The sequence below is a fragment of the Flavobacterium sp. 28YEA47A genome (genome assembly GCF_041262125.1).
Lineage (GTDB): Bacteria > Bacteroidota > Bacteroidia > Flavobacteriales > Flavobacteriaceae > Flavobacterium.
Genome location: NZ_JBGCCI010000002.1, coordinates 16,355 through 28,563, shown reverse-complemented (window position 1 = coordinate 28,563; position 12,209 = coordinate 16,355). Strand labels below are relative to the sequence as shown.

The 12,209-nt window shown below is 37.3% G+C and carries 12 protein-coding genes; 8 read left to right on the top strand and 4 right to left on the bottom strand.

Annotated elements, in window-relative coordinates; all coding sequences use genetic code 11:
- Window positions 1–64 precede the first annotated feature (64 nt).
- A complete protein-coding gene (gene dnaG / locus ABH942_RS02690) occupies window positions 65–2,047 on the top strand; it encodes a DNA primase (protein ID WP_370029458.1) in 1,983 nt (660 codons plus the stop codon).
- A gap of 3 nt (window positions 2,048–2,050) precedes the next feature.
- Here the strand turns inward: dnaG and ABH942_RS02685 are convergent, their stop codons facing one another.
- Both ABH942_RS02685 and nadE read right to left on the bottom strand, forming a co-directional pair.
- Window positions 2,051–2,680, bottom strand: coding sequence for a LuxR C-terminal-related transcriptional regulator (locus ABH942_RS02685; RefSeq protein WP_370029457.1), 630 nt, complete (start codon window positions 2,678–2,680; stop codon window positions 2,051–2,053).
- Between the two features lie 84 nt (window positions 2,681–2,764).
- A complete protein-coding gene (gene nadE / locus ABH942_RS02680; protein ID WP_370029456.1) occupies window positions 2,765–3,571 on the bottom strand; it encodes an NAD(+) synthase in 807 nt (268 codons plus the stop codon).
- A 126-nt stretch (window positions 3,572–3,697) separates the two neighbouring features.
- Between nadE and gldB the strand changes: the two genes are divergently transcribed.
- Window positions 3,698–4,657, top strand: coding sequence for a gliding motility lipoprotein GldB (gldB, locus tag ABH942_RS02675; protein WP_370029455.1), 960 nt, complete (start codon window positions 3,698–3,700; stop codon window positions 4,655–4,657).
- The gene (gldC, locus tag ABH942_RS02670) at window positions 4,657–4,995 is read left to right on the top strand and encodes a gliding motility protein GldC (RefSeq protein WP_199758393.1); all 339 of its coding nucleotides are present in this window, start codon (window positions 4,657–4,659) and stop codon (window positions 4,993–4,995) included. The genes gldB and gldC overlap by 1 nt, the downstream gene beginning before the upstream one ends.
- Window positions 4,996–5,043: 48 nt before the next feature.
- Here the strand turns inward: gldC and yihA are convergent, their stop codons facing one another.
- Entirely contained in the window at window positions 5,044–5,664 is a 621-nt protein-coding gene (yihA, locus tag ABH942_RS02665; protein ID WP_370029454.1) for a ribosome biogenesis GTP-binding protein YihA/YsxC, read from the bottom strand.
- 98 nt (window positions 5,665–5,762) lie between these two features.
- Window positions 5,763–6,527, bottom strand: a complete 765-nt coding sequence (locus tag ABH942_RS02660) for an alpha/beta fold hydrolase (protein ID WP_370029453.1) — start codon at window positions 6,525–6,527, stop codon at window positions 5,763–5,765.
- A 430-nt stretch (window positions 6,528–6,957) separates the two neighbouring features.
- On the opposite strand from ABH942_RS02660, the gene mraZ reads away from it, so the two are divergent.
- From mraZ to ABH942_RS02635, 5 genes are all read left to right on the top strand, one after another.
- Window positions 6,958–7,431 carry a division/cell wall cluster transcriptional repressor MraZ gene (mraZ, locus tag ABH942_RS02655; protein ID WP_370029452.1) on the top strand — a complete coding sequence of 158 codons (474 nt, stop codon included), beginning with the start codon at window positions 6,958–6,960 and terminating at the stop codon, window positions 7,429–7,431.
- The gene (gene rsmH / locus ABH942_RS02650) at window positions 7,406–8,314 is read left to right on the top strand and encodes a 16S rRNA (cytosine(1402)-N(4))-methyltransferase RsmH (RefSeq protein ID WP_370029451.1); all 909 of its coding nucleotides are present in this window, start codon (window positions 7,406–7,408) and stop codon (window positions 8,312–8,314) included. The genes mraZ and rsmH overlap by 26 nt, the downstream gene beginning before the upstream one ends.
- 95 nt (window positions 8,315–8,409) lie before the next feature.
- The gene (locus ABH942_RS02645; protein WP_370029450.1) at window positions 8,410–8,757 is read left to right on the top strand and encodes an FtsL-like putative cell division protein; all 348 of its coding nucleotides are present in this window, start codon (window positions 8,410–8,412) and stop codon (window positions 8,755–8,757) included.
- On the top strand, window positions 8,748–10,745 hold the full coding sequence (locus ABH942_RS02640; protein WP_370029449.1) for a penicillin-binding protein: 1,998 nt from the start codon (window positions 8,748–8,750) through the stop codon (window positions 10,743–10,745). The genes ABH942_RS02645 and ABH942_RS02640 overlap by 10 nt, the downstream gene beginning before the upstream one ends.
- Window positions 10,742–12,205 carry a UDP-N-acetylmuramoyl-L-alanyl-D-glutamate--2,6-diaminopimelate ligase gene (locus ABH942_RS02635; protein WP_370029448.1) on the top strand — a complete coding sequence of 488 codons (1,464 nt, stop codon included), beginning with the start codon at window positions 10,742–10,744 and terminating at the stop codon, window positions 12,203–12,205. Before ABH942_RS02640 ends, ABH942_RS02635 begins: the two co-directional genes overlap by 4 nt.
- Window positions 12,206–12,209 lie beyond the last annotated feature (4 nt).

Sequence of the window (12,209 nt, the reverse complement as noted above, 5' to 3'; positions counted from 1 at the left end):
TGCTTGATTCTGCAAGCCAAAAATCTTCGTATCTTTGACCTCTTAACCGATTTTTTTTTAGCCATTGATAGCCAAAACAACCATAGATACTGTTTTTGAAACCGCCCGAGTTGAGGAGGTAATTGGCGATTTTGTCCAATTGAAAAGAGCAGGGAGTAATTTTAAAGGATTGAGCCCGTTTTCTGACGAACGCTCGCCTTCATTTATGGTTTCTCCGGTAAAACAGATATGGAAGGATTTTAGCTCTGGAAAAGGAGGAAATGTTGTTGCTTTTTTAATGGAACATGAACATTTTACTTATCCGGAAGCCATTCGATATCTGGCTAAAAAATACAATATCGAAATCGAAGAAACAGAACAGTCGCAGGAAGACAAAGCAGAGGCTAATGAAAAGGAAAGCATGTATCTGGTTTCTGAATTTGCGAAACGCTATTTCCATGACATACTGCTCAATAATGAAGAAGGACAGGCGATTGGCTATTCTTACTTTAAGGAAAGAGGCTTTACCAATGAAACAATAAGGAAATTTGAATTAGGTTATTCGCCCGATACCTGGGATGCATTGACGAAAGAAGCATTGGGGAAAGGCTACAATCTCGATTACCTTGAAAAAACAGGATTGACTATTGTCAAAGAAGACAAGCAATTCGATCGTTTTAAAGGGCGAGTGATGTTTCCTATACAGAGCATGTCAGGAAGAACGCTTGGTTTTGGAGGGCGAATTCTTGGCAATGACAAGAAGGCAGCAAAATACATGAACTCGCCGGAAAGTGATATTTACCATAAAAGTAAGGTCCTTTATGGAATCTTTCATGCTAAGCAATCCATTGCAAAACAAGATAACTGTTATCTGGTAGAAGGTTATACAGATGTTATCCAGTTTCATCAGGCCGGTATAGAAAATGTCGTGGCATCGTCGGGTACGGCTTTAACGCCGGATCAGATTCGTCTGGTTAACCGATTGACAAAAAACATTACAGTGCTTTTTGATGGTGATGCGGCCGGACTTCGGGCTTCCATTCGCGGAATCGACCTCATTCTGGAAGAAGGAATGAATGTCAAGGTCTGTACGTTTCCTCAGGGAGAAGATCCGGATAGTTTCGCAAGGAAAAATTCCTATGATGAGCTGGTGCGCTATCTGGATGCAAATGCTAAAGATTTTATCCAGTTTAAGGCATCGCTCTTAATGGACGAATCTCAAAATGATCCTGTAAAAAAAGCGGGGCTTATCCGTGATATGGTTACGAGTATTTCAAAAATCCCAGACAGAATTCAGCGTGAAATCTATCTTCAGGAGACTGCAAGAATCATGGATATTTCAGAGCAGGTTTTGGTTAATACACTGGCGCAGCTTATCCAAAAAGATGTTGTTGAGACTGGTAAGAAACAAAAACAGGAACAGAAAGAAAAGGCTTTTGAAGTTGTAAAAAATGAAAATCCGGAACAAGCACGGAGAATTGACGTGTTGTATGAACTGGAAAGGAAAATAATAGAGATTCTTTTGCTTTATGGAAATATGACCGAAGAATTTGAAGATGTAATACTTCGGGCTAATGCAGAAGGAGAAATAGAAGAAGCCACAGAAAAAAAAGAATATAAAGTCTACCAAAGGATTTATTTGAGCCTTCAGGAAGACGAAGTCGAATTGGCAAATCCGTTATTTAGGGACATATACAATGATATGGTGAATTATTTTCACCAAAACGAATCGTTCAATACAGAACACTATCTCATGCATCTTGCGCCGGAATTAGCGCAAGAAGTAACAGATATATTAATGTATGAAGAAAGAGAAGTTCTTCATAATTGGGAGGGGCAGAATATTATTGTAAAACAGAAAGACCAGACCGTTGGACAATATGTTTCCGAAACAATCCTGACGTTGAGGTGGTATCTTGTTGACAGGATTATAGAGGAGTTGAAAGGAAGCATAACATCAGAGCCGGATTCAGATAATACAGAAACCTTGTCTATGGCTATGGACTATTATAAACTAATCAATTCTTTTTCATCTAAGCTGGGTAGAGTAATGTCGCGTTACAGCTAAAATCTACACGATTTCAAGTGTTTTTGCCTTATTTACCAAATCTACTAAGTTGGTTACATTTAACTTCGTAAGAAGCCTTAATTTGTAGGTACTCACTGTTTTTTCGTTTAAGTCAAGAATTTTGGCAATTTCCTTATTCTTTTTTCCGTCACTTAGATAACGCAGTACTTCAATTTCGCGGGTAGAAAGTTTTCTGTACAGACGTTCGGATTTGTTTCTTTTTCCAATCAAAGCAAGGTTTTTCTTTACCGTTTCGCTAAAAACAACAGCACCTCCATGAACTTTTATCAGTGCCGAAGCAAGATTCTCTAATTTGGAAGTTTTGTGGATGTAGGCAGAAACACCTGCTTTCAGAGCGTTCGGGGCATACATCTGCTCGGAAAGATTTGTAAAAATCACAATCTTTGTTGAAGGATAATCTTTAACCATTCCTTTGATAAGGTTGATGCTTGACAAGCCTTCTAAATCAAGATCCAGGATGACAATATCAACAGACTTTTTATTAAGAATATCTTCTAAAGTATTAAAGTCTTCAGCGTGTCCTACTATGCTGATTTCTGAATTGTCTTTAAAGTAGGATTTTATTCCATAGTGGACGATAGGGTGATTATCGGCTAAACATATTTTAATCATAATTCATTTTTTTTAAATTTAAACTGATAAATCTATAGTAAATTTAGTTAAAATTTTTTTATTTAAATAGATTTTGTATGAAAATCATTTCAAATGTTTCGGAATTTCACATATGGGAATTGGAAGCATTTTATGTTGATTTACGTAATTAAGTCTTTTATAGATTGAAAAAACTTCTGCTTTTCTTCCAGAAAAATCAGCGACGTCTTTTCCTTCTTCTACAGCGGTCATGGCCCACTCCAATTCATCATAACTGGCGCCAAGTTGATCTTCATCGCTTCTGTCATCTCCAAAAAGCCCGTCAGTTGGAGCAGCAATCAGAATGGATTTAGGTACTCCCATATATTCAGCAAGCTGATACACTTCAGATTTCATCAAATCGGCTATAGGGCTCAAGTCTACACCACCATCGCCATATTTTGTGTAAAAACCTACTCCAAAATCTTCAACTTTATTTCCGGTTCCGGCAACTAAACTTCCGGTAATTCCGGCGTGATAATACAAAGTAGTCATCCGTAGGCGAGCTCTTGTATTAGCTAGAGACAGATGTAACTTTTTTTCATCATCACTTGTGGGAACTGCACTTTTAAACATCTCAAAAACAGAAGTCAGATTAGTCTCAATGCTTTCTACATTAGAATATTTCTTTTTTAGTTGTTCAATATGCTCTCGTCCTCTGGAAATCTGACTTGGTGCCTGATGTATGGGCATTTCAACACAAAGAGTTGGCAAACCGGTGGCGGCACAAAGTGTGGAAGTAACAGCAGAATCAACACCACCTGAAATTCCAACAACAAAACCGTTTACTTTTGCGTTTGTTGCATAATCCTTTAGCCAATTTACGATGTGGACGGTAACCTTTTCAGCCTGAAGCCTATTGTTTTTTTGCATTACAATTTTATTAATTTAGGTACTTGAAGTGTATATTTGCACTTTAAATTTTGTCAATTAAAGTTAAAAAAAACAATTCATAATTTAAGGTTAAGATTTAATACAAAAATACTAACAAAAATATAAATGAGAAAACTCACTTTTTTATTGATGGCTGCCGCCTTTTTCATATCATGTGATAAAAAAGACAAGGTTGAAAAAGCAATAGAAGAAGTTCCTGTGGAGCTTACTGTAGAACGTTTTGATAAGGTTTTTTATGAATCAGATCCGGCAGATCTGTCAAAAATAGAACAGCAATATCCTTATTTTTTTCCAGCCGGAAATGAAGATACGGTCTGGACAAATAAGATGAAAAACCCGTTATTAAGACAGGTGCATGATGAGGTACAGAAAAAATTTGGCAATTTCCAGAAAGAAAGAGGCGATTTGGAAGAGCTTTTCCGACATATCAAATACTATTTTCCGGAAACAAAACTTCCAAAGGTTGTAACATTGATTTCGGAAGTAGATTCAGATAATAAAGTAATTTATGCCGACAGTCTTTTGTTGATCTCATTAGATGTATATCTTGGAAAAGATCATGAGTTCTATACAGGATTCCCGGAATACCAAAGAAAGACTTTTGAAAAATCTCAACTTCTTTCAGATGTGGTTTCAAATTTTGCAGTACGAAAAATTGTGCCGCCAACAGATAGAACGCTGCTTTCGCAGATGGTCTACTTTGGTAAAGAACTGTATATGAAAGACTTGCTGATTCCGCAGGTTTCTGATGCCGATAAGATTGGATATACTCCGGAACAGATTCTTTGGAGCCAGGAAAACGAAGGATACATCTGGCGCTATTTTGTAGACGAAAAACTATTGTATGATTCCGATCCGAAGTTGCCGGGAAGATTTATCAATCCGGCGCCGTTCTCTAAATTTTATTTAGAAATAGATAACGAGTCACCTGGTCAAATAGGAAAGTGGATAGGATGGCAGATTGTTCGTTCTTATATGAAAAACAATGATGTATCTTTGCAGCAATTATTGCAGACTGATGCAAAAGAAATTTTTGATAAATCCAAATACAAACCAAAAAAGTAATGTCAAAAAAAATAACTTCAGAGATAAAAATTACAGTTGAGCTTGATGAAAACAGAGTTCCGGAAAAACTTTTCTGGGCTGCTCAGGACGGAGGCGTAGTTCAGGAAGAATCGAAGGCCATGATGCTTTCATTTTGGGATAGCAACGTGCAGGAAACCATGAGAATCGATCTTTGGACAAAAGATATGCCGGTTGATGAAATGAAGAAATTCTTTCACCAAAGCCTTGTTGCTATGGCAGATACTTTTCAAAGAGCTACTGACGATGAGAAAATGTCAGATACAATGAGAGACTTCTGTGATTATTTTGCAGAAAAAATGGATTTGAAAGCAGAATAAATACTGTTGGAAGATAAAAAAGCGGACTCATTTGGGTCCGCTTTTTTATTAAAAATTATTTAAGTCTTTAAAAACTTCAGTATTGATTTCATCTATATAGCTTAGCAGCTTTTCTTTTCCGGTTCCTTCTGTAGATGAAGTGATAAAATAAGGAGGCATCTCTTCCCAGTTATTTGCTAAAAGTTTTTTGCGATAGGCAGCTACATGAGAATCGGCTTTAGTTTTGCTGATTTTGTCGGCTTTAGTAAAAATGATACAGAAAGGGACTTCAATTTCTCCCAGATAGGTTATAAATTCCAAATCGATAGCCTGGGCTTCAAGACGGATGTCGATTAATACGAAAGCACAAACCAATTGTTCTCTTTTTTCAAAATAATCTGTGATGAACTGTTGGAATACTTCTTTAGTCTTTTTTGAAACTCGGGCATAACCATAACCCGGTAAATCGACCAAAAACCAATTGTTGTTGATTTTAAAATGGTTAATAAGCTGCGTTTTTCCAGGTCTTCCTGAAGTTTTTGCAAGGCTTTTATGATTGGTCAGCATATTGATCAGCGAAGACTTTCCTACATTCGATCTTCCAATGAATGCATACTCCGGGAGGCGTTCTTGAGGGCATTTGCTGACTTCAGAATTACTGACAACAAATTCGGCGGTATTGATTTTCATAACACGTATTCGATTTCTGCAAAGGTAGTCAAAAAAAATAACCGCAGTTTTCTGGAAAAATCCGTAAAACTGCGGTTGTTTATTATGGTGTGCTCAAATTATAAATGTGTCTTTTGCAGCCAGTCGTGCATCAGATTGTTGAATTCGTCAGGATGTTCCATCATTGGAGCATGTCCGCATTTGTCAATCCAATAAAGACTTGAATTAGGCAATAATTCGTGAAATTCTTCAGCTACTTCCGGTGGAGTTACCTTGTCGTTTTTTCCCCAGATTATACAAGTGGGAACGTGCATTTTTGGTAAATCCTTGGCCATGTTATGACGTATGGCGCTTTTAGCAATCGTTAAGGTCTTGATTAGTTTGATCCGGTCATTAGCCATTGCATAAACTTCATCAACAATTTCCTTAGTAGCTATTTTTGGATCGTAAAAAACATCGCCTGCTTTTTTCTGGATATACTCATAATCACCTCTGCGAGGATAGCTATCACCCATAGCACTTTCATAAAGACCAGAGCTTCCTGTGATTACCAGTCCAAGCATTTTTTCAGGATACATTTTGGTATGATACAAGGCGATATGGCCGCCAAGTGAATTTCCTAAAAGAATTACGCGCTCAAAGCCTTTGTAGGTGATAAAGTCTTTGACATATTTGGCAAAAGCTTTTACGTTCGTTTTCAGTATGCTTTGTGTGTAGATAGGCAGTTCGGGGATGACGACTTTATATCCATGTTTTGGGAAGTATTCTGCAACGCCGTCAAAATTGCTTAACCCTCCCATGAGTCCGTGAAGAATAACGATGGGCGTCCCTTCGCCGGTTTCAAAATATTTGTATTTACCTTCTTTTATTAAGTGTTCTTCCATTGATTGTTTTAGGCATTTCAAATTCACACAAATATATGATTTTATAGATTAAAACGAATTTTTGGTATGATAATTTACTTTTAAAATTTAAACCGAATTTTTTATGCTGTAAGTAATTTCCAACGAAAACGTTTTCTCTGGATTTTAAAACGTAAAATAGTATCAATCAATTATTTCGGTTTTTTATGCTTTCGACTTTCTTTTTGAAAATGTGTAAAATTTCTAATGCAAATCACAAATCCCTTGTTGAATTTATTGGCAAAGTTAAATTTAGTTAAAATATTAGCAATAAAACTTAATGTTTTGATTGGCTGTTATTTGTCTTTTTGGGGGATATAGTGGTAAAACTTATCAACAAAGTGGTAGATTGTGGTAAATTGTGGTAATTATTTTTCTACATTTGCTATGAAACAATGAAAAACGTAACTCATTGAATACCATTATTGGAACATATGAATGTAAGATAGATGCCAAAGGGCGTGTGCTTCTGCCTGCTCCTTTGAAAAAGCAGCTTACGGATTCATTGAACGATGGTTTCGTGTTGAAACGTTCGGTGTTTCAACCTTGTTTGGAGCTATATCCTATGGCTGAATGGAATTTGATGATGCAGAAAATCAATAAACTGAACCGCTTTGTAAAAAAGAATAATGATTTTATCAGACGTTTTACGGCAGGAGTAAAAGTGGTAGAGATTGATAATTTGGGAAGGCTCCTGATTCCAAAAGACCTGATGGCTTTTGGTAATATTTCGAAAGACCTGGTATTGTCTTCGGCAGTGAATATTGTTGAGATTTGGGATAAAGACTTCTATGAAAAATCAATTTCAGGTGATGATGTGGATTTTGCTGATTTGGCTGAAGATGTAATGGGAAATATAAATGATGACGATAATGGAATATCATAATCCGGTTTTATTGAAAGAAACTGTAGATGGTTTGGGTATCAAGCCGGATGGAGTGTATGTGGATGTGACTTTCGGTGGTGGCGGTCATTCAAGAGAGATTTTGAAGCGGTTAGGTCCAAATGGAAGGTTGTATGCCTTCGACCAGGATGAGGATGCGTTAGCAAATGCTTTTGATGACGAACGATTTAAGCTGATTAATGAAAATTTCAGATTCATCAAAAGATTTTTAAGATTCCACAATGTGAAAAGCGTTGATGGAATTTTGGCTGATTTAGGGGTGTCTTCTCATCAGTTTGATGTGGCAGAAAGAGGTTTTTCAACTCGCTTCGATGCAGAGTTGGATATGAGAATGAGCCAAAAAAGTGATTTGAGTGCCTATGGCGTAGTCAATGAATATGATGAAGCAAATTTACGTCGTGTATTTTATGACTACGGCGAGCTAAAAAATGCTCCTGCAATTGCAAGGGTAATTTTGGAAGCCAGGGAGCATGGTGATATCAGGAATACAGAACAACTAAAAGCTGTCTTAAGTCGATTTTTACCAGCGCACAAAAGCAACAAGATTTTGGCGCAGATCTATCAGGCTATCCGAATTGAAGTCAATCAGGAAATGGATGTCCTAAAGGAATTTTTAGAACAATCTTTGGAAATATTAAAACCTGGCGGACGCTTGAGTGTGATTTCGTATCACTCACTGGAAGATCGTCTGGTAAAAAGATACATCAAGAATGGAATGTTTGAAGGAGAACCGGAGCGTGATTTTTTCGGGAATTTTTCAGTTCCATTTAAAACAATCGGAAAACTGATTGTTCCGGATGAAGAAGAAATCAGAATAAACAATAGAGCAAGAAGCGCGAAATTGAGGATTGCCGAGAAAATATAAGGTTTGGGATTTGAGATTTCGGATTTCAGTAGAAGCCGTCAAAAATCTTAAATCAAAAATCTTAAATCAAAAATCATAAATCCAAAATCTAAGGAATGAAAGGCGGAATTTACAGCATATTAAAAGCAAAATTTCTCATCAATGATGATGCGGCTAAAAATTGGCAGTTCATCATCTTTTTGATTGTGTTGGCGCTGATAATGATTGCAAATTCCCATAATTACGAGCAAAAAACATATAGGATTACAGAACTGGATAAAGAAGTAAAAGAGTTCCGTTCGGAATTTGTAGACAGACGTTCTGAATTGATGAAGCTGAAAATGGAATCAACCATTTCTGAGAAGATGGAAGTAAAAGGAATTTTTCCTTCATCGGTTCCGCCAAAAAAAATTAAGGTATTAAAAGAAAAAGAAAAGGGCTTTTTTGAAAAGTTATGGCAGTAGAGGAAAAAAATATTTCTTACAGAATTTATCTCGTTGCATTTGCAATCGTGATAATGGCTACTGGAATAATAGTAAAGCTCACCAATATTCAGTGGGTTGAGGGTGATTATTACAGAAAGCTGGCGAAAGACCGCACTGTGAAAAATTTTGTGATTCCTGCAAACAAAGGGAATGTATATTCTGCTGACGGCAGCCTTTTGGCAACATCAATCCCAAATTACACGATCCGTTTTGATGCTGTCGCACCTAAAAAAGAAGACTTTAATAAAAATGTAGAAGCGCTTTCAGATTCGCTTTCAATTTTGTTAGGCAAGCCAAGCTCTTATTATCTCAATGAGTTCCGCAAAGCAAAGGCTAACAAAAACAGATACATGTTGCTGGCGAGAGGATTGAGCTATACGGAATACATGAGGGTAAAAACCTTTCCATTGTTTAATCTGGGAGCTAACAAAGGCGGTTTGATTTCCGAGCAGAAAACGGTAAGAGAACATCCTATTGGCATGATTGCAAACAGAACCATCGGATATGAAAGAGAATATGTAGATGGCGGAGTTGACGGGAAAGGAATTGAATGGGCTTTTAAAGATTACATCAACGGCAAAGACGGGAAAGTACTTAAGCAGAAAATTGCAAAAGGACAATGGAAGCCGATCAGCGATAACAACCAGGTTGAGCCGCAGGATGGATATGATATCATTTCAACGATTGATGTTTATATACAAGATATTGCCCACCACGCGCTGTTGAAGCAATTGGAATATTACGAAGCAGAACACGGATGTGTTGTTGTAATGGAAACAAAGACAGGAGAAGTGAAAGCAATTTCAAATCTTGGCAGGGCAGAAGATGGCAGCTATTCTGAAACGTTAAACTATGCGGTTGCGGAGTCTCATGAACCGGGTTCTACTTTTAAATTGATTGATTTGATTGCGCTGTTAGATGATAAAAAAGTAGACACAAGCAAAGTGTATGACAGCCACGGTGGCGATATTACTTACCATAACAGACATGTAAGAGATTCAAAAAAAGGAGGCTACGGAAAAGTTTCACTGGCAAGAGGTTTTGAGCTTTCCTCAAACACGATTATGGTGCAGGCGGTTTACGAAAATTATAAAGACAATCCGATGGAATTTGTCGGCAGGATTAATAAAATGGGACTTAACAAACCATTAGGATTGCCTTTCAAAGGAGAAGGAGTCCCGTTTATTCCGCAGCCTAAAACAAAACGTTGGAATGGCACATCGCTTCCGTGGATGGCTTTTGGTTATGGAGTTTCGATGACGCCTTTGCAGTCGCTAACAGTTTACAATGCGGTCGCAAATAATGGCGAAATGGTAAAGCCAATCTTTGTGAAAGAAATCAAAGAATGGAACAAAACCATCAAAAAATTTGACAAAGAGGTCATCAACCCAAAAATATGTTCTGACGAAACATTGAAAAAAGTAAGGAAAGTTCTGGAAAATACAGTAAAAAGAGGAACAGGCTCGAAATTGTATTCCAAAGACTTTTCAATGGCAGGAAAAACAGGAACGGCACAAGTAGATTACGCCAAAGGAAAACATACAGATGCGATGTATTATGCTTCGTCATTTGCAGGATACTTTCCGGCAGACAATCCGAAATATTCCTGCATTGTCATCATTCACAAGCCTAGCAAAAGCAAAGGTTTTTATGGAGGTGACGTATCAGGACCGGTTTTCAAAAGAATTGCACAGAAGATTTTTACCGATGTTCCGTCAACCAATGAGATTAAGAACCTGAATAGAAAAAGCATCAACCAGGATAAGGATTATGCGAAATATTCCGATTTAGTTTCAAAAGAAACAATTCCGAATGTACAGGGAATGGCAGGAATGGATGCCGTAGCGCTTTTTGAGAACATGAAAATGAAAGTGAAAGTTATCGGAATCGGAAAAGTAAAAAAACAGTCCATCCCAGCCGGAGAAGCTATAGTAAAAAACAGAACCATAACATTAGAATTATCGTGATTATTCTAAAAGACATATTATATAAAGTTGCAATTGAAGCTGTAAAAGGTTCAACGGAAATTGCTATCAATGCCATCAATTTTGATTCAAGAAAAATCGAAACCAATGATGTGTTTGTAGCTATCCGCGGTGCTGTTGCAGACGGACATGAATATATAGAAACTGCTATAGGTAAAGGTGCCGTAGCAATTATCTGTGATACTTTTCCGGAAAATATAGTTTCAGGCGTGACTTATGTGCAGGTAAAAGACACGAACAGAGCTTTGGCTTTTGTGGCTTCTAATTATTATGGAAATCCGTCGGCTAATTTGAAGTTGGTAGGAATTACAGGAACAAATGGAAAAACGACCATTGCCTCCCTGTTGTACCAATTATTCAAAAAAGCGGGCTATAAAGTAGGGTTGCTTTCTACCGTAAAAAATGTAGTGAATGATGTGGAATATAAATCAATGCTTACCACTTCAGACTCAATCACAATCAATAAGTTCTTAAAAGAAATGAATGATGTGGGAGTAGAGTACTGCTTTATGGAAGTTAGCTCGCACGGAATCGCTCAAAAAAGAACTGAAGGATTACAGTTTGCAGGCGGTGTCTTTACGAATCTTTCACACGATCATTTAGATTATCATAAAACATTTGCAGAATACCGTGATGTCAAAAAGACATTTTTCGACCAATTGCCAAAAGGTGCTTTTGCGCTGGTAAATAGCGACGACAAAAACGGAACGGTCATGCTGCAGAATACCAATGCCAAAAAGCTGACCTATGCTCTAAAATCCTATGCAGATTACAGAGCGCAGATTTTAGAAAACCAGCTCACCGGACTTTTACTGAAAATAAATGAGCAGGAAGTTTGGGTTCGATTAATAGGGACTTTTAATGCCTATAACCTGTTGGCTATTTATGGAACGGCGATCGAATTAGGACTGGATTCTATGGAGGTTTTGCGATTGCTTTCGGAATTGGAAAGCGTATCAGGAAGATTTCAATATATCATTTCCAAAGGAAATATTACTGCTGTTGTCGATTATGCACATACACCAGATGCTTTAGAAAATGTACTAAAGACAATTGATGATATCCGAACCAAAAATGAACAGCTGATTACGATTGTTGGTTGTGGCGGTGACAGAGATAGAACCAAGCGTCCGATAATGGCAAACATTGCTTCGTCATTGAGTGACAAGGCAATATTGACTTCTGATAATCCAAGAACGGAAGACCCGGAAGCTATTATTTTAGAAATGGAAAAAGGTGTTGAGCCTCAGAATTATAAAAAAACTCTTGCAATCGTAGATAGAAAACAGGCTATAAAAACAGCTTGCCAATTGGCGCAGCCAAATGATATCATACTAATAGCAGGAAAAGGACATGAGACATACCAGGAAATTAACGGTGTGCGTCATGATTTTGACGACATGAAGATTGTAACAGAACTTTTAGAACAACTGAATAAATAGAGAA